Source organism: Gemmobacter aquarius (genome assembly GCF_003060865.1).
Taxonomy (GTDB): Bacteria; Pseudomonadota; Alphaproteobacteria; order Rhodobacterales; family Rhodobacteraceae; genus Paragemmobacter; species Paragemmobacter aquarius.
The window spans coordinates 2,532,472-2,549,780 of sequence record NZ_CP028918.1; the positions used below are offsets into that span (position 1 = coordinate 2,532,472).

18 protein-coding genes, 1 tRNA gene, 1 pseudogene and 1 CRISPR repeat array (1 of these 21 running past the window's edge) are annotated in these 17,309 nt (G+C 63.7%); of the genes and pseudogenes, 6 read left to right on the forward strand and 14 right to left on the reverse strand.

Features of this window, described 5'->3' with window-relative positions; translation table 11 throughout:
• Positions 1 to 13: 13 nt before the first annotated feature.
• The 4 genes from HYN69_RS12205 to HYN69_RS12220 all read right to left on the reverse strand — a co-directional run bounded on the left by HYN69_RS12205 (position 14) and on the right by HYN69_RS12220 (position 2,650).
• Complete coding sequence (locus HYN69_RS12205; protein ID WP_108435981.1) at positions 14 to 745, reverse strand: glycosyltransferase; 732 nt, start codon at positions 743 to 745, stop codon at positions 14 to 16.
• Positions 742 to 1,782, reverse strand: a complete 1,041-nt coding sequence (locus HYN69_RS12210; protein WP_108435982.1) for a serine kinase — start codon at positions 1,780 to 1,782, stop codon at positions 742 to 744. The genes HYN69_RS12205 and HYN69_RS12210 overlap by 4 nt, the downstream gene beginning before the upstream one ends.
• Positions 1,782 to 2,207, reverse strand: coding sequence for a PqqD family protein (locus tag HYN69_RS12215; protein ID WP_159082452.1), 426 nt, complete (start codon positions 2,205 to 2,207; stop codon positions 1,782 to 1,784). The genes HYN69_RS12210 and HYN69_RS12215 overlap by 1 nt, the downstream gene beginning before the upstream one ends.
• Before the next feature lie 167 nt (positions 2,208 to 2,374).
• Positions 2,375 to 2,650 carry a hypothetical protein gene (locus HYN69_RS12220; protein ID WP_108435984.1) on the reverse strand — a complete coding sequence of 92 codons (276 nt, stop codon included), beginning with the start codon at positions 2,648 to 2,650 and terminating at the stop codon, positions 2,375 to 2,377.
• A 780-nt stretch (positions 2,651 to 3,430) separates the two neighbouring features.
• Here HYN69_RS12220 and HYN69_RS12225 point away from each other — a divergent pair.
• The gene (locus tag HYN69_RS12225; protein WP_108435985.1) at positions 3,431 to 4,057 is read left to right on the forward strand and encodes a response regulator transcription factor; all 627 of its coding nucleotides are present in this window, start codon (positions 3,431 to 3,433) and stop codon (positions 4,055 to 4,057) included.
• 16 nt (positions 4,058 to 4,073) lie between these two features.
• On the opposite strand, the gene HYN69_RS12230 is transcribed toward HYN69_RS12225, so the two are convergent.
• The 8 genes from HYN69_RS12230 to HYN69_RS12265 all read right to left on the reverse strand — a co-directional run bounded on the left by HYN69_RS12230 (position 4,074) and on the right by HYN69_RS12265 (position 10,443).
• A complete protein-coding gene (locus tag HYN69_RS12230) occupies positions 4,074 to 4,862 on the reverse strand; it encodes a VOC family protein (RefSeq protein ID WP_108435986.1) in 789 nt (262 codons plus the stop codon).
• Between the two features lie 34 nt (positions 4,863 to 4,896).
• Complete coding sequence (locus tag HYN69_RS12235) at positions 4,897 to 5,319, reverse strand: DoxX family protein (RefSeq protein WP_108435987.1); 423 nt, start codon at positions 5,317 to 5,319, stop codon at positions 4,897 to 4,899.
• Positions 5,320 to 5,425: 106 nt separating this feature from the next.
• Positions 5,426 to 6,310: a LysR family transcriptional regulator gene (locus HYN69_RS12240; protein WP_108435988.1), complete on the reverse strand. Its 885-nt coding sequence runs from the start codon at positions 6,308 to 6,310 to the stop codon at positions 5,426 to 5,428.
• A 114-nt stretch (positions 6,311 to 6,424) separates the two neighbouring features.
• Complete coding sequence (locus HYN69_RS12245; protein ID WP_108435989.1) at positions 6,425 to 6,796, reverse strand: hypothetical protein; 372 nt, start codon at positions 6,794 to 6,796, stop codon at positions 6,425 to 6,427.
• 116 nt (positions 6,797 to 6,912) lie between these two features.
• A complete protein-coding gene (gene rimO / locus HYN69_RS12250) occupies positions 6,913 to 8,292 on the reverse strand; it encodes a 30S ribosomal protein S12 methylthiotransferase RimO (RefSeq protein WP_108435990.1) in 1,380 nt (459 codons plus the stop codon).
• 213 nt (positions 8,293 to 8,505) lie between these two features.
• Positions 8,506 to 8,982: a DUF2948 family protein gene (locus HYN69_RS12255; protein WP_108435991.1), complete on the reverse strand. Its 477-nt coding sequence runs from the start codon at positions 8,980 to 8,982 to the stop codon at positions 8,506 to 8,508.
• Positions 8,982 to 10,253 carry a UDP-N-acetylglucosamine 1-carboxyvinyltransferase gene (murA, locus tag HYN69_RS12260; RefSeq protein ID WP_108435992.1) on the reverse strand — a complete coding sequence of 424 codons (1,272 nt, stop codon included), beginning with the start codon at positions 10,251 to 10,253 and terminating at the stop codon, positions 8,982 to 8,984. The genes HYN69_RS12255 and murA overlap by 1 nt, the downstream gene beginning before the upstream one ends.
• A 10-nt stretch (positions 10,254 to 10,263) precedes the next feature.
• The gene (locus HYN69_RS12265) at positions 10,264 to 10,443 is read right to left on the reverse strand and encodes a hypothetical protein (protein ID WP_108435993.1); all 180 of its coding nucleotides are present in this window, start codon (positions 10,441 to 10,443) and stop codon (positions 10,264 to 10,266) included.
• Positions 10,444 to 10,621: 178 nt separating this feature from the next.
• Here HYN69_RS12265 and HYN69_RS12270 point away from each other — a divergent pair.
• Positions 10,622 to 10,696 (forward strand) — tRNA-Thr (locus tag HYN69_RS12270).
• A 653-nt stretch (positions 10,697 to 11,349) separates the two neighbouring features.
• Here HYN69_RS12270 and HYN69_RS12275 read toward each other — a convergent pair.
• Together HYN69_RS12275 and HYN69_RS12280 are read right to left on the reverse strand one after the other, a co-directional pair.
• A pseudogene (locus HYN69_RS12275) lies at positions 11,350 to 11,751 on the reverse strand (IS66 family transposase); the annotation flags it as partial.
• A gap of 253 nt (positions 11,752 to 12,004) precedes the next feature.
• Positions 12,005 to 12,271 (reverse strand): transposase, encoded by a 267-nt coding sequence (locus tag HYN69_RS12280; RefSeq protein ID WP_108435994.1) that lies wholly within the window; start codon positions 12,269 to 12,271, stop codon positions 12,005 to 12,007.
• A gap of 344 nt (positions 12,272 to 12,615) precedes the next feature.
• Here HYN69_RS12280 and HYN69_RS12285 point away from each other — a divergent pair, with 344 nt between their 5' ends.
• The 4 genes from HYN69_RS12285 (at position 12,616) to HYN69_RS12300 (ending at position 15,320) form a co-directional block, all read left to right on the forward strand.
• A complete protein-coding gene (locus tag HYN69_RS12285; protein WP_108435995.1) occupies positions 12,616 to 13,053 on the forward strand; it encodes a hypothetical protein in 438 nt (145 codons plus the stop codon).
• A gap of 46 nt (positions 13,054 to 13,099) precedes the next feature.
• The gene (locus HYN69_RS12290; protein WP_108435996.1) at positions 13,100 to 13,468 is read left to right on the forward strand and encodes a YciI family protein; all 369 of its coding nucleotides are present in this window, start codon (positions 13,100 to 13,102) and stop codon (positions 13,466 to 13,468) included.
• The gene (locus tag HYN69_RS12295) at positions 13,465 to 14,703 is read left to right on the forward strand and encodes an RNA polymerase sigma factor (protein ID WP_108435997.1); all 1,239 of its coding nucleotides are present in this window, start codon (positions 13,465 to 13,467) and stop codon (positions 14,701 to 14,703) included. Before HYN69_RS12290 ends, HYN69_RS12295 begins: the two co-directional genes overlap by 4 nt.
• A gap of 323 nt (positions 14,704 to 15,026) precedes the next feature.
• A complete protein-coding gene (locus tag HYN69_RS12300) occupies positions 15,027 to 15,320 on the forward strand; it encodes a hypothetical protein (protein ID WP_216824601.1) in 294 nt (97 codons plus the stop codon).
• A 647-nt stretch (positions 15,321 to 15,967) separates the two neighbouring features.
• A CRISPR array of direct repeats spans positions 15,968 to 17,309; the repeat unit is 29 nt; unit sequence CGGTTCATCCCCGCGGGTGCGGGGAACGC (it continues 2,592 nt past the right edge of the window).

Consider the following 17,309-nt stretch of genomic DNA (forward strand, 5'->3'; position numbering starts at 1 on the left):
AACCCGCTTTCCATCAGGGGGCCAGCGCGAAATCGGGCTTGACCAACCGCAACGCCGGATCGGCCGCCCGCCGCCTGACCGAAAGATGCAGCGCCCGCACGAAATAGCGCCGCACCTCGGCAAGGTCGCGGGTCATGTTCGCGCCGTGCTGCAAGTAATAGACGCAAACCGTCGCGGTCTGCTCGAACCGGAGTCCCGCCTCAAAGACGCGCAGCAGGTAATCGGTATCCTCGGCCTGCCGGAAACTCTCGTCCACCCTGCCGACACGCTCGATCACGCGCCGCCGCATCAGGGCGGCCGACAGGCTGATCCCCACCACATCGGCCCGCCGCGCCCCCTCGGTCGGCGCAAGCCGCGCGTAATCCAAAGCGTCCACAAGCAGCATCCGCCCATAGGTCAGATCAAGCTCGGGCCGGTCCCGCAGCACCGCCGCATCCGCCGCGATCCGCCCCGCGGGCATCACATCGTCGGAATCGAGGAAGCTCACCAGATCATGCCGCGCCGTCAGCGCCGCAAGCCCCGCATTGCGCGCCGCCGCAACCCCCGCATTGGCCTGCCGCACCACCAGCAGATTGGCATGATCCCGTGCCAGCGCGGCCAAGACTGCGGGCGTCCCGTCCTGCGACCCGTCATCGACCACGATCACATCGATCTCGTCCACGGCCCCCTGCCGCAAGACCGACCCGATCGCATGCGGCAAGAACGCCGCGCGGTTGTAAGTCGGGATGATGACCGCCGTCCTCATGCCGCGCCGCCTTCGATGAACTCCCGCAGGAAACCGGCCACTTCCACCGGATCAGGCCCCAGATGCAGCACATGGCACGGCAACATCCGCGTCAGCCGCGCGATAAAGGCCACCGACCCGCCCCGCTCGCCCGTGTTCTGCGACAGGCTCGAAGGCGCCAGCGCCAGAAACGCCTCGCGCGGCGTGGCAGGTGCCAGACGGCTTGGTCCGACCCCTGCCACCTTCGGCAAAAGGATCGCCCGCAACCCGATCCGCGCAGGCATCCCCGCCCCCGTCAGCGCGCGCAGCGTGAACTGGTGCTTTTCCTGCCAGTTCAGCGGCGGCGCAGGGTCGAGATACCGGCCAAGACCAAGCCGCCCGAACCCCGCGGGATCCTGCTTGAGCGTGTTGAAAACCGGCATCGCCACCGGCCCCGCATCAAGCGCCGCCAGCACGTAATCGTCCCCGACCGTCGCAAGCCCCGCCAGCACCCCCGCAATCACCGTACCCGATTTCCCCGACCCGCCCGCACCGGCCAAAAGCACGCCTGCATCCCCGCACGCCAGCGTTCCGGCATGCACCAACCCGCGGTCCGCACCGGCAAGCGCCCAGTGCAAAAACGCCCGCAGCGGCGCGCCCCCGTCCCACGGCGGCCGCGACCCGGGCGTCTCCATCCACTGCACCCCGACACGGGCCGCGCGGTCATAGACCTGCCAGAACCCGTATTCCGGCATGTAAACCAGCCGGAACGGCGTAGGCTCCAGCGCCATCTCGACCTCGCGCGCATGGTAGAACGCGTCGGCCCAGCGCAGCCCCCGAAACGGCGATGCCGCGTCCACCACCGCAATCCGCACCGCTTCCCCGCAGCCCTGCCCCGCGCCTTGCAGCAGTGGCGCGGCCCCCTCCAGCCAGCCGGGCAGGTTCGAAGCCACCGAAAAACGCACCCCGCCGGCATCGAAAGCCAGACGCTCCGGCAGCCCGGCAAAAACTGCATCGAACTGCGCCAGATAGTCCGCGATCCCTTGGGCAATGTCGCGGAACCGCAGCGCCTGCACCATCAGCCCCGCGACGCATCCGCCGCAGGGGCCGGACTATGGGGCCAGCCCATGTCGGCATCCACATCATGGATAGGATCGGCAAGGATCAAATCCGAAAGATCGTCGAACACATCCACGACCGGCGCTTCGGCCAAAGCCGCAAGCCTCGCCGCATCGCCGGCACCCATGTTCTCAGCCGTCTCGGCACTCGGCGCGATCAGACCCAACGCGACCAACCGCTCAAGGAACGGCGCAAGCCCCGCCGCGTCGCGCATCCCCGCCGCGATCTGCGCGCTGCCGACCCCCGCCATCAGCAGCGACCACACCGCCGACGCCGCCCCGTTCATCCCGAAATACTGCCCCGAGGCCAGATTCAGAACCACTGCGTCCCCGTCGAAATCCTCGGAAATGATATCCCGGCTTGCCGCTGCGTACCGTCCGGTCATGATACCCTGCACAAATGACAAGCAAAACCGCGCCCCGATAGGCGCCGTTATCAAACGTTAACATTTTTCCAGCCATTCACAAGGACCGCAACGAAACCCGACCGGCAGGCGCACTTAAGCGCAAGGTGGCGCAGCGCCAAAAGCCCCACGCCACCCCGCAGGTTAGATTAGTTGTTGCCAACCAGCGCGATCACGAGGCCGGAGCCGATGCCTGCCGGAGCGCCCATCTGGCCCGCGATCGTGGCGGTCATAGCGCCCGAACCCAGCGAACCGATGGCGGTGGCCGACAGGTCGGCCGCATCTGCGAGAATGCCTTCGAGCAGCGAGACCGACGCGGTCGGGACGGGATCAGCGGCCGGATCGGGGAAAACTGCCTGAGCGAGAGCGGCGTTGCCGATTGCGACACCAGTCACAAAGGCCGTCGAAGTAAGAAATTTATTCATTCTAGCGTCCTGTTTCACGGCGACGCCCCTCGCGCCTCCGCTGTTTTCTGATCCGAGGGCGACCATTCCCACCGGTCGAAGCCGGGGAATTCTTGATGCCGAACCCGACGACCCGCTTCCACCCCAAGGCGTCATTGCGGTAGTACCGCTGGATCGGCGAACATGTTCTTCTGCGGCCCCAACCGCAGCACGCCAGGCACCGGCGCATGATAAAATTATAATATGGGGCAATACCGGCAATCCATCCCCTCGCTTCTTCGCTATACCCCGACAGACCGCCTATACTTTATGCTGGCACAAACTCAACCAAGGGTGTGCACAATATTAAAAGTGCGCCTGCCGAAACGCTTCCGGCGATCGATTCAAAAGTGCCGGATCACCCATCTTTAGATTTTATGCGAACTATTGACATTGCCCCCGAAGCACAAATTCGCAAGAATCTACGTTGCAGGCATGATTGCGCCCACCTATACATAATCATGGCCACCACTGACCTGTCGGCCATTCACTGCCTTAACTGCGACTGGCCCCGGCACGCGCCGGGGCACCTTTCGCCAAAGCGTGACCGTTCCGAAATCGTCGCGCTCGGAACCATCTTCGGCGCATCGGGCGCCGGTCGCAAACCAGCCCGGGCGGATAAACCTTCGATGGGAAAATCGCGCAAAGTTTCAGCATACTATCTTTTACGCTAAAATCTCTGTAATAATATTACCCCTTCTTGCGAATTCGTGATTCATCTGCATTCATCATTGGCAATTATGAAAGAGAGAATCACGTTAAATGAAAAAGGAACTCAAGGTTCTGGTCGCCGACGACCATCGTCTCATTGTCGACATGATGGAAGTATTTCTGACAACCGAAGGCGATTTCAAAGTCCAGACCGCGAACACTTTGGCACGTGCGATCGATATCGCCACGGCCGACCCTGACTTCGACGTAATCCTGCTCGATCTTGACATGCCGGGAATGAATGGCCTGACCGGTTTCGAACGCATGATTGCGGCGGCACCGGATACCGCCGTCGTTCTGTTTTCGGGCAACGTCCGCCTCGAAGCGCTGGAAAAGGTGATGCGTCTCGGCGTCCGCGGCTACATTCCCAAGACCTTGGCCACCAAATCCCTTATCAGTGCGATCCGCTTCGTCGCGGCGGGCGAGACATACTACCCTGCCGATATGCTGCGAACGATGGTCGCGCCGCGGCAGGACTCCCCCGCGTCAAAGCTGTCCGGGCGCGAATGTGATGTGCTGCGCGAACTGGTCTCGGGGTCGACGAACAAGGAAATCTCGTCGCGCATAGGCGTTCCGGAAACGACCGTCAAAATGTGCGTCCGGTCGGTCTGCCAGAAGCTCGAGGTGTCGAACCGCACGCAGGCCGCCATGGCCGCCGTAGCGCGAGGTCTGGTCTAGACCCCGCGCCACGCAGTCAAGCTGCGACCTTCGGCTCGAACGTGATCGCCATACCCCAAGGATCGGTCACCTCGGTCTCGGCGGGCGGGCTGTCGGCAAGGATGCTAAATCCCGCAAGACCCGTGCCATAGGTGCGCGCCCCCGCCCCCCGGCTGCTCCACACGTTGGTCGCGATGTGGTGGTGATACCCGCCCGACCCGTAGAACGCCGCGCCCGGATAATGCGCCATCACCGGAAACCCGAGCCGGTCGCGGTAAAACGCCTCGGCCTGCGCGACATCTCCGACCTGCAAATGGATATGCCCGACCACCGTGCCTTCGGGCGCGCCCCGCCACGGGCCACGGGCTGCCGCGGCAAGATCGTCGATATCCAGCGGGTCGGTCGACATCTTGATCTTGCCATCCGCCCCGGTCCAGCGCTCACGCGGGCGGTCGGTGTAGATCTCGATGCCATTACCCTCCGGATCGGCCAGATAAAGCGCCTCGCTCACCAGATGGTCCGATGCCCCCTGCACCTGCAAGCGGCGGTCAAAGGCATGGTGCACCCACGCCCCCAGATCGGCACGCGCAGGCAACAGAAAAGCGGTGTGGAACAGTCCCGCCTCGCGCTTCGAACTCCGGCGCGCGGCAGGGTCGGCGATCAGCTCGACCAGCGTCCTGCCGCCTACGCCAAGGCGGGCATGGCTGCCATCGCCCCCCAGCTTTTCCAGACCAAGGGCAGAGATGTAGAAATCGGCGACCTTGGCCAGATCATTGACGACAAGACGGACAGTGCCGATCTCGAAGGGCGCGGCGGCGGTAGACATGGCAGTTCTCCTCGGATGGGACCAACGGGGCAGATCAGCGGGCAGATTTGCCCAAAGCATAGGCGCCATCCCCCAGCAGGGCCAAAGCCCAAAGGGTGATCGCCCAGAAAGCAGGGAATTCCCAGCCGCCGTTCGGGTTCGAAAAGAAGAAGCCGGCGGCGAAATGCGGGGTATAGATCGACCCGAGCAGCACGACCGACAGGCCAAGCGCGACGATGCGGGTCTTGAAGCCCGCGATCAGCGCAAGCCCGCCAAGCAGTTCAGCCGCGATCACCAGATAGGCAAGCGGTCCGGGAAGCCCGATCGACTCGAAAAACCCTGCGGTGCCTGCGGGTGTGAAGACAAAGATCTTCAGCCCTGCATGCAGCAGGAACCAGACCCCCGAGGTCACGCGCAACAGCGTGGCGGCAAGATCGGCGTTCGAGGCGGAAGACGTGGAAAGCGAAGCGGTGGTCATGGCGATGATCCTTGTTGGTAACGATGCGGGATAGATAACGCACACCCGTCCGCTACATAATCCCGCCCTTCAGAAGGATATTGCTTCCGATTTGGAATAGATGCGCCTAGCCACGGTAGCGGGCGGTCAGAAAATCGACCAACACCCGCACCTTCGCGGCAAGGTGGCGTCCGGGCGGATAGACCACATAGATGCCGCCGAAATCCTGCGCCAGATCGGCAAACAGCGCCGTGGTGCGGCCCGCGGCAAGGCTCTCGGCCACGACGAAATCGGGAACATTGGCGATGCCCAGACCGGACTCGGCGGCCAGCAGGCAGGCTTCGGCATTGGAATAGCGCAAGCGCCCCTGCAGCGGTACGCTCACCGTTCCGGCGGGCGTGTCGAACCGCCATTGCAGCGGGTCGCGATAATTCGAGTCGATGATGCAATCATGCGCGGCAAGGTCACGCGGATGCACCGGCACGCCACGACGCGCCAGATAATCCGGCGACGCGACGGTCACGATTCGCATGCCGCACAGCTTTCTGGCGATCAGACTGGAATCGACCGGGCGCCCCGCCCGTATCGCCGCATCGAAACCCTCGTCCACCAGGTTCACCACGCGGTCGGAAAAACTTACATCCAATGCGATATCCGGATAGGCCACCGCAAAATCATTCAGCGCAGGCACAAGCTGGACGATGCCAAAGGTCAGCGGCGCAGTCAGCTTCAGCACGCCACGCGGAGCAGAGCTGCGGCTTTTGACCAGCGCGTCGAGACTGTCGAAATCTTCCAGAAGCCCCCGCAACCGGTCGAAATAGGCCTGCCCCACCTCGGTCGGCGCAAGCGCGCGCGTCGTGCGGTTCAACAGCCGCACCCCAAGGTCGGCTTCCAGCCGCGACACCAGTTTCGAGGCCTGCCCCGACGATGTGCCAAGCCGCCGCGCGGCACCGGAAAAACTGCCCGTCTCCATCACGGCGACGAACATACGGTCGCAGTCGAGCCGGTCCATTCCACACTCCATCGAAAGGATCGCTGCAATGCTGCCCGCTTTCCTTCCAGTCTGGAAGGCAAAAAAGGGCCGGGCGCACAGCCCGGCCCCTGTCGTCAAAGGTCGATGAACCGCTCAGACGGTCTTGAACAGGTTCACAGCCCAGCAGACCGCACCGGCCAGCACGGCCAACTCGGCAAAGGGAAAGATGATGCCGATGCCTTCGCCAACCGCCCCGCTCATCAGCAAGAACAGACCCACCAGCAAGACCAGCGCACCGATCTGGTGCAACCAGAAATGAAGCGTGGCCAGCACGCCACCGGCCAGCGCCGGAACCAGCCGGTAGCCAAGGCCAAACACCGTCATCAGCGTAAAGCCCAAAAGGTTGATATGGGCATGGACAGGCGCAAGCGTATGGTCGCCCGACCCGCCCATGAAGCTGCCCAGACCGATCCCGACAAGCAGATACAGACTACCGATCACCATGAAGTTGCGAGAGATATTCATAGTTCCACGTCCCTGTTGACGGCGGATCATTGCCCGCCTGACGCTAACTATACTTAAGATAAGCGGCGTTTCATCCGAAAATATCGGTTTCCGACGCCCGCCCTGAAACCGCCGCTTCAGACGCGGCGGCCCCACAGGTCGTAATCGCTGGCTTCCTCGACCGTGACAGCCAAAATGTCACCGGGCATCAGGGTCTCGAAATCCTCGTCGATGAACAGGTTGCCGTCGATCTCGGGCGCGTCGGCCATGGTGCGGCAGGTGGCGCCTTCGCCGTCCACCTCGTCCACGATCACCTGCAAGGTGCGACCGACCTTGGCTTCCAGCTTGGCCTGCGAAATCGCCTGCGCCTTTTCCATGAAACGCTCGAACCGCTCTTGCTTGACCTCTTCCGCCACATGGTCGGGCAGCGCGTTCGACCGCGCCCCGGCGACATTCTCGTATTTGAAGCAGCCGACCCGGTCGAGTTGCGCCTCGTCCAGCCAGTCGAGCAGCGTCTGGAACTCGGCTTCCGTCTCGCCGGGGTAGCCCACGATAAAGGTCGAGCGCAGCGTGATATCGGGGCATTGCGCCCGCCACGCGGCGATCTCGTCCAGCGTCTTGGCCGCAGCGGCAGGCCGCGCCATGCGGCGCAGCGTGTCGGGGTGGGCATGCTGGAACGGAATGTCGAGGTAAGGCAGCACCAACCCTTCCGCCATCAGCGGAATCAGGTCGCGCACATGCGGATAGGGATAGACGTAATGCAACCGCACCCAGGCCCCCAACCGCCCCAGCTCGCGCGCCAGATCGGTGATATGCGCCCGCACCTCGCCGCCCTTCCAAGGCGAAAGGTCATGGCGGCGGTCCAATCCATAGGCCGAGGTGTCCTGCGAAATCACCAGCAACTCGCGCACGCCCGCTTCGACCAGCTTTTCCGCCTCGCGCAGCACGGCATGGGCCGGACGGCTGACCAGTTTGCCGCGCATGTCGGGAATGATGCAGAACTTGCAGGCGTGATTGCAGCCCTCGGAAATCTTCAGATAACTGTAATGCCGCGGCGTCAGCGAAACGCCCGTCGCGGGCAAAAGATCGATGAACGGATCGGGCGACGGCGGCACGGCCTTGTGCACGGCATCGAGCACGGATTCGTATTGATGCGGTCCGGTCACGGCCAACACGCGCGGATGCGCGCCAGTGATGTAATCCGGCTCGGCCCCCAGACAGCCCGTGACGATCACCCGCCCGTTTTCAACCAAGGCCTCGCCGATGGCTTCCAGACTTTCGGCCTTGGCACTGTCGAGAAAACCGCAGGTGTTTACGATGACCGCATCCGCGCCCCTGTAATCGGGGCTGATCGCATACCCCTCGGCCCGCAGGCGCGTCAGGATGCGTTCGCTGTCCACCAGCGCCTTGGGACAACCAAGCGACACCATGCCGATGGTCGGCTGTCCGGCACGGCGCGTGTCGGGCACCGCTGCGCGCGCAAGATCGGGGCGAAGGTTCGGCGGGTTCTGGGTCATGGCGGCCCTCCTTGAAGCGGGCGCTATAGCGCAACGGCGGGCTTTGCGAAAGGCCAGTGATCGCACCGGTGATCCGGCGGAGCGGCGTGCCGCCGCAAGCCATTATCTCGCCTTCGGCTCGGCGAAGAAGGGGGGCTTGTGCAGCCCCCCGTCGCGGTTCCCGCTCCTCCCCCTCGCAGGATATTTGTTCCAGCGTGAAAGGGCAGCGCGGTGTCAGAGCCCGTGGTCGGGCGCCTTGCCCGACGGGGCGAGGTAGGGGCGGGTCACGTCCTGCAAGGTCAGATCCAGCGCCTCGACCTCGATCTCCACCGCGCCGTCTCCGGCAAGGACAAGTGTCAGCTTCCCCGCGCCATCCATCCCCGCCGTCCAGCCAAGCGACAGGACGGACAACACAAGATCCTTGTCCTTCCGGTCGAACCCGAAAGAGCGCACCGCCGTGACACCATCCACGACCAGCAGCGCACGCGCCCGTTCGTAGCGGCGCCCCGCGGTTTCGGCGGCGGCGCGGTCTTCCCAGCGGAAACGGTTCAGCAAGCAGGCAAAGCGTCGCTTGGCCTGCTGCCACGTCATGTCGGGCGCCTGCAGCACCGCGTCCTGCACCAGCGCCGATATCACCGGCAGGTCATCGGCCCCCTGCGCCAGCAGTTTCAGCGGCGCGTCCTCGCCATCTTCAAAGCGTGCATCCGTCATCAGTTGCCCGTGATCCGTTCGATCTGCGCGCCGCAGGCCGAGAGTTTCTCTTCCACCCGCTCGTAACCCCGGTCGAGGTGGTAGACGCGGCTAACCACGGTTTCGCCCTCGGCCGCCAGACCGGCGAGGATCAGGCTGACGCTGGCACGCAAGTCGGTCGCCATGACCGGCGCGCCCTTGAGTTTCTTCACACCCGTCACCGTGGCCGTCCCGCCATGGACATCGATCTTGGCCCCCATGCGGATCAGTTCGGGCGCATGCATGAAACGGTTCTCGAAGATCTTCTCTTCCAGCACCGAAACCCCGTCAGCCGTGCACAAAAGCGCCATCATCTGCGCCTGCAGGTCGGTCGGGAAACCGGGGAAAGGCTCGGTCGTCACATTAACCGCCTTGACCTCGCCGTTCTTGCGGCTGACCTTCAGCCCCCGCGCGGTTTCGCTGACCGACACGCCTGCCTGATCCAGCTTTTCGGCAAAAGCGCCCACCAGTTCCATCCGCCCACCCAGCAGTTCAACCTCGCCCCCGCAGATCGCCGGAACCAGCATATAGGTTCCCAATTCGATCCGGTCGGTCACGACGGGATGGGTCGCGCCATGCAGACGGTCGACGCCCTGCACGGTGATGGTCGACGTGCCCTCGCCCTCGATCTGGGCGCCCATCTTGCGCAGGCACTGTGCCAGATCGACGATTTCGGGTTCGCGCGCCGCATTCTTCAAGACGGTCGTGCCCTTGGCCAGCGTGGCTGCCATCAGCGCATTCTCGGTCGCCCCGACCGAGACGAAGGGAAATTCGACAACCGCGCCCTTCAGCCTGCCGCCGGGCGCCTTGGCATGAACATAGCCGTCGCGCAGGTCCAATTCGGCCCCCATCGCCTCGAACGCCTTCAGATGCAGGTCGACCGGCCGCGCCCCGATGGCACAGCCCCCCGGCAAGGACACGATCGCATGGCCATCACGCGCCAGCATCGGCCCGAGCACAAGGATCGAGGCGCGCATCTTGCGCACGATGTCGTAATCGGCGGTGTGGTTGGTGATGGCGTGGCTCGACATGGCCAGCACCTGCCCGTCCTGCAGGCCTGCAACCTCGGCCCCCAGCGATTGCAACAGCTGGGTCATGGTGCGGATGTCCGACAGTCGCGGCGCATTGGTCAGCGTCAGCGGCTCTTCCGACAGCAGCGTTGCCGGCATAAGCGTCAGACAGGCGTTCTTGGCCCCCGCGATCGGGATCACCCCGTTCAACGCCCCGCCACCCTTTACTACGATCGAATCCATCAGGCCTGCCTCATCCGCTCTTGTCTTCACCGTCACGCACGGCCCCGCCCTGATCCCCTTTGGCCCGCGCCTGCGCCTTGCGCCGCGCCATATTGGCCTTGAGCGCCGCCTTCAACCGCGCATCCCGCGACGACTTGGCTGTCACGCGCGGCGGTTTTCCGGTGCTGGTGTCCTCGGGTTCCGCGTTCATTCGCCCCCTCTATACCAAGCCGCGTCACGGGTCCAGATTGCGCCGCGGGCGGCACGCGCAACGGCAGGTACGGCATCGCAAAAGAGCGGCACATCGGCACTGGAATTCCTCTTGCACCCATCCGGGAATGCGTCTAATCACCCGCCACGCCAAGCGGAAACCCGCATTCGGCCCCGGCGCTGCAGTAGCTCAGTGGTAGAGCACTCCATTGGTAATGGAGAGGTCGAGAGTTCAATCCTCTCTTGCAGCACCACCTATCCCTTTGATCACAAAAGAAACCCTTGCATCATTGGGCGACATCCCATTTCGATGTTACAAAGTTCGTTACAAAGTGCGTTGTGTGGCATGACGAGGAAGGTGCTCTATCTGCTCGAGCGCGACGGCCGCTACTACGCCCGGATCGTTGTGCCACCACGCCTCCGACCCTTTCTCGAGAACAAGACCGAACTCAGAATGCCCCTCGGTGCGGACTATAGAGACGCGGTCAAAACGCTACATGCCGCTGTAGCAGAACTTCAATTCCGGCTCAGACAGGCCGAAATACGCGCGGCAGACAAAGGTGTGGTGGCGCCGCGGTCGCCTGCGTCGTTTCCCCTGTCTGACGAGCAAATGGCTCTCCGGCTCTACAGCATCCGCTTGGAACATGACCAGAAGCTCCGTCGCGCGACCTCTAGCTATGCATCCATCAGCGTAGACGACCTTCAGATGTTTCGCCTGAAGCAGGGCTTGGCCGGGCAACTCTCCGATCCGGATCTGCTGGAACTCGTCGGCCAGCCGATCGAGTATTTCCGCAATCGTGGCCACACATCCGTCGAGTTCGGAACTTCGGCATGGCGCAAGCTGGCGATGACCCTTTGCGTGGCTGAATACGAAGCCCTCGCACGGGTCGCCGAACGGGACGAAGGAGCGCCCGAGGCCATCGCGGTATTTGGCGATGTAGGCAACGGCCTCGCCCAAGGGTGACTTTGCTGATGCCCGGGCGCGGTGATGGACCAGCCAGTCGTCGATGCGGGCGAGGATCGGGGCGGAGCGGTCTTGCCGGACGGCCAGTCGGGCGTCGGGGTCGCTGTCGCGGATCTCGGCCTTGATGACATAGAGATTGCGGATGAGAGCCACGCCTGCCTCGGCAATCGGAGCGGGTTCGCCGCGGGTGATCTCGATCAGCTTGTGGCGCGCGTGCGCCCAACAGTATCCGGGCTGGATGCCCAGACCGATCCGGTCCGCTGCAATCAGTCGGTTGTAGCCGGCATAGCCATCGACTTGCAGGATGCCGCCGAAGCCCTGCAATATCCGCTCGGCATGTTGGCCCACGACAATCTTGCTGAGTCTCAAGGGCTACGCTTCTGGCTTGTCAGGCCGCTCAGGTTGTATCGACCCAGTGAAGATCTGCCCATGCGCCAAAGGAGCAGGTTGCGATGCGTGTGACGATGGACAACAGCATCAAGCTTTGGACGGCGAAGCGTTAAGCGGCGCTGGTGGTCGAGATAATCCAGGGCAAGACGACGATGGCAGGCTAACCGGGCCAACAGATGCACGACTGCTTCGCGCTTCGCGACTGGCGTCACCATTTCTTTGGCAGCGGATCGTTCTTCGCCGCCATGTCCAGAATTTGCTGGGCAAGCAGACGCTTCAGCTTGGCATTCCCGTCTTCAAGCGCCTTCAGCCGCTTGGCCTCGGACATCGTCATCCCGGAATATTTCGCCTTCCGCGCATAGAACGTGCCTTCCGCCATCCTATGCTTGCGGCAAAGATCAGCACACTTCGCGCCTGCCTTATGCTTCTGCAAGATCCTAATGATCTGCGCTTCGGTTCGGATCGTTCGCTTCATCGTCCACCCCTTCCTTGGGGCAGCCTCTCGTCGTTGATGGAGGAAAATCTCGAAGCAGGTCAGATCCGGTCCCAAGCAGCGTCAACCAAAAGCGCGCACTGTGTCCCTCCGTCACTCTATCGCTCGCAGTCGGCCCAAAGCGGACGGCTGAAGGACCCCGTGTTTAAATCCGGAGCAGCCGCTTCCGATGCACAAGCTTTGTTTCTTCGCGGCGAACCGGCGTTTATGGGTGTTCGTTCGTGGGAGTCAAAAAAATATCTTGGCTTTGTCGAAATCCCGTTTGGTTGCGTGTCATCCTTTCAGAAGCCTCCGTCCCGGACGCTTCGGACAGATCGGAGGCACCCGTGTCCAGCACTTCCCTCTCCCTCCCGCGTCCGCCGCTCTGGTTCCATGCGGCCAGCATCGGCGGCATCGCGTGGAACGTCTTTGGCGCGGTCCAGTTCGCGGGGTCCGTCACGGCCACCGAAGCCAGCCTGATCGCCTCGGGCCTGACGGCTGAACAGGCGGCGGTAATGACCGGCTATCCGGGCTGGATGACCCTTGCCTTCGCCATCGGGGTGTTCGGCGGCCTCGCCGGAGGCGTGCTGTTGCTCCTGCGCCGGCGCATCGCCCTGCCGGTGCTTGCCGTCTCGCTGGTGGCCTATGTCGCGCTCTGGACCGGGGATGCCGTCCATGGCGTCTTTGCGGCGATGGGCCTGCCGCAGGTCGTGACCCTGACCGTCGTCGTGGCCATCGCGGCCGCGCTCTTCCTGCTCGCTCGCCATCCGGCGGCGAGGGCCTGACTTTATCTTCCTTCGTGATAACCTGAAACCAAAAGGAGACCTCCCGATGCAATTCATGCTCATTCTGACCGAAACATCCCGAGACCACGCCCGCCGCAATGATCCGGCACAGGCGGGTGAGTATTGGGGCGGGTGGAGCGCCTTCATCGCCGCCATGGCGCAGGCCGGAATCGTCGTCAACGGCGACGGCCTGCAAGGACCGCACACTGCCACGACCCTGCGCGTCCGCGATGGCAAGCGGGTGGTCGAGGATGGTCCCTTTGCCGACACCAAAGAGCAGCTTGCCGGCTATTTCATTGTCGAGGCGCCCGATCTCGACACCGCGCTGGATTGGGCGGCAAAGGCTCCGTCGGCGCTCACCGCCGCGGTCGAGGTGCGCCCCGTGCTGCCGCCCATGCCCGCAACCGGGCAGTGACAGGCCAGACCGGCCTGCAAAATGCCCGCCGGGCCGCCGAACTGGCGGCCCGCGCAAGCTATGGCAGGCTCCTCTCGGTATTGGCCGCGCGCGACCGTGACATAGCCGCAGCCGAGGACGCGCTGTCCGAGGCACTACTGGCAGCACTACGGACATGGCCGGAAACCGGAGTGCCTCTGAACCCCGAAGGCTGGCTTGTGACAGCGGCCCGCAACCGGCGCAAGAACGAAGCGCGGGCACAGGCTGTGCGCCGCGCGGCAGAGCCCGCTCTGATCCTTCAGTTCGATACGACGGCGGCCGAAGGTCCGATCGGCGACGACCGGCTGCAACTGATGCTCGTCTGCGCCCATCCCGCGATCGATCGGGCAGCGCGTGCGCCCCTGATCTTGCAGACCGTGCTAGGCCTTGACGCGGCGACCATCGCCCGCGCCTTTCTGGTCGAACCGGCAACGATGTCGCAGCGGCTGGTCCGGGCCAAGGCGCGCATCCGCGACGCCGGTCTGCGCTTTGCCATACCCGCGCCGGACGAGATGCCCGAACGTCTGGGCGCGGTGCTCGACGCCATATACGCAGCCTTCGGGCAGGGCTGGGACAACCTCGACACCCCCGACGCGCCCGAGGCGCTGACCGGCGAGGCGCTCTGGCTCGCCCGCTTGGTGGCTGACCTGATGCCGCAAGAACCTGAGCCGAAAGGGCTTTTGGCGCTGATGCTCTATTGCAACGCACGCCGCCAAGCCCGCCGCGATGCGGACGGGCGCTTCGTGCCGCTCGACCGGCAGGACACCCGCCTGTGGGACCGCAGCCGCATCATAGAGGCCGAGGGGCTGCTGACCACCGCCGCCCGCGCCGGCCGTTTCGGGCGCTATCAATGCGAGGCGGCGATCCAGTCGGTCCATGTCCAGCGCCCATTAACCGGGCAGCTGAATCTTGCGGCGCTGCGGACGCTCTATGACCTCTTGGTGTCGCAATCCGACAGCATCGGCGCAAGGATCAGCCGCGCCGTGGTGCTTGCAGAATTGGGCGAGGTCGACCAAGCGCGCAATGAACTTGATGCCTTGCCGATGGACCGGGTGCGCAACCACGCCCCCTGGTGGGTGGCCAAAAGCCGCATCGCCACCCTTTCCCGACAGGCGAATGCTGCCACCGACGCCCTGTCGGTCGCCATATCGTTGACCGGTGACTCGGCAGTCAGAAGGTTTCTCATCGAACAACGCGAAGCGTTGGAAGCGGGTTGAGGGCACGTTCGGCTGCCCTCGCTGGAAAGGCAACCTGAGCGACAGAAGTATCGCCCCAGAAAACACAATGCATGACCGCATTCCGCCCGTAGCAACTGGCGAGAACGTCACCCGTTTCCCACAAATTCCCCATCGCCCCGCTCGCTATTCTTGAAGCATCGCACATCGACGTGCGATTGCATCAAGGAAACGACATGAGCACCACACCCTAAGCCGACAGCCGCCTCGCCAAATACATCGACCGGCGGATCAACGAGCTTCATCATAAGACCCAAGCCGAAATCGCCCGCGAGGCTGGTTTTCCGAATGCAAACTTCATTTCGATGCTCAAGACGGGCAACGCGAAGCTGGCGCTCGACAGGGTGCCTGCGTTCGCAAAGGCGCTCGAAGATGATCCGGCTGTGATCATGCGGCTTGCGATCGAGCAGACGCACGGCCTCGAAATGCTGAAGATGATTGCCGATCTTCTGAGTGAAAGCCTGACAGACAACGAGCGCGCCTGGCTCAAATTGATCCGCGAGTCATCGTCGAATACCGATCCCGCACCTGCTCGGACGATCACTCGGGTGTTGAAGCTCTTCCTGCATGACGTCGAAGCTGATCCGATAGCCAAGTAGACGATCATCGCTCTGCCAACCCGACAGGACGGTGGTCGTGCGGTCCTGTCGGGTCTATCGAATCCCCGCGCCTGGAGCATAGCTGGCATCGAAACAGGTGCCATAATGGGGGTTACAGGCGCTGACATGGGGTGGTCAGAAAGCTGCCACCATGGTTGGTCCGAGGCTTCCACTCGCACCAAACACGGGTCTGCCAGTTGACGAAAAAGAAGAGTGAAAACCTCAAGCGATCAAGAAAACAAGGCGATTGATATCTTTCGACAACCATATGGTGCTGCACCGATTTTACGAGGATTTGTAAACCGGACAGCTATGCACCTATTGCAATGGTCCGTCAGATGAGACCGGCTTGGCTGGAGCTGATCGTTTGGTCCTCCCTCAGGGCGAACACGAGGAAGAGCGTGCATAGAAAGCTACATCGCTGGATGTGCACACACGTATTCCTTCCGATGTAGCTGAACGCGGATATGGCTTTCGGCGCAAATCCTGTTTCGCGGCCCTTGGCCTTGGTGCCGCCGAAACTCCCATCCGGGGTGCAGGCGCTTTCATCCCATAGGGTCTCACAGCATCACCCCGACGAGCGACACCCAAGGGGAGATCGGATATGGGGAACGCGGGCGTTGGAGAAGATAGTGTCTTCTCCAGACCGGTTCATCCCCGCGGGTGCGGGGAACGCCGCGAACCAGGCAACGATCCCGTCCCAGTTGTCGGTTCATCCCCGCGGGTGCGGGGAACGCTAGAAGTCAAGGCCAAGCGCATCGGCGGCAATCGGTTCATCCCCGCGGGTGCGGGGAACGCCGTGTCGAGTTCGGAAATAGCCGCCTCTGCTGCGGTTCATCCCCGCGGGTGCGGGGAACGCGTGAAGTGCGATAACGGTTGCATCGCTGGCCACGGTTCATCCCCGCGGGTGCGGGGAACGCCTGGGGCGGCATCCCGGCTGCGGTCTGTTTGCCGGTTCATCCCCGCGGGTGCGGGGAACGCGTCAGCTCGATTGCGCCGCCCTTGCGCTGCCCCGGTTCATCCCCGCGGGTGCGGGGAACGCCCCGCAAACCCGGGCGGCTTTCGTTTCCGCGTCGGTTCATCCCCGCGGGTGCGGGGAACGCCCAGTAACTGCCGTTGAGGTAGTAGCGGGTTTCGGTTCATCCCCGCGGGTGCGGGGAACGCCGGCTGTGGGGCAGGGGGTGGCATGATGACCCCGGTTCATCCCCGCGGGTGCGGGGAACGCGTCAACTGCCAGACAGGGTTTTCGCCCTGCGCCGGTTCATCCCCGCGGGTGCGGGGAACGCGTCAACTGCCAGACAGGGTTTTCGCCCTGCGCCGGTTCATCCCCGCGGGTGCGGGGAACGCCCCCAGACCACCTAGCAGCCCCGCCCATGGCGCGGTTCATCCCCGCGGGTGCGGGGAACGCATCGTCAGCGACACGCCCAGACGCTGGGCGACCGGTTCATCCCCGCGGGTGCGGGGAACGCCGCATTCGCTTAACGCCGTTGGGGTTTGGTTCCGGTTCATCCCCGCGGGTGCGGGGAACGCACGGCCAAAGTGCGGGTGAACGGCATTGCGGGCGGTTCATCCCCGCGGGTGCGGGGAACGCGATAAGCTGGGCGTCTACGCGTCCTCGATGTTCGGTTCATCCCCGCGGGTGCGGGGAACGCTCCGGTCTGCGCATGAAGTCATTGGCGCGGACCGGTTCATCCCCGCGGGTGCGGGGAACGCTGATAGGTGCCTGTGCCGTCATGCGTTGCCCCCGGTTCATCCCCGCGGGTGCGGGGAACGCATCTGCCCCTGCGCCATTTTGGAAACCGTGCCCGGTTCATCCCCGCGGGTGCGGGGAACGCAGGTGCAACCACCGATCAGACCCCCGGTAAAGCGGTTCATCCCCGCGGGTGCGGGGAACGCGTTTTCAGTTCCGCCACACATTCCGCCTTTGACGGTTCATCCCCGCGGGTGCGGGGAACGCCTGTTTTGGTCTGGACCAAAGCGCCGCATATC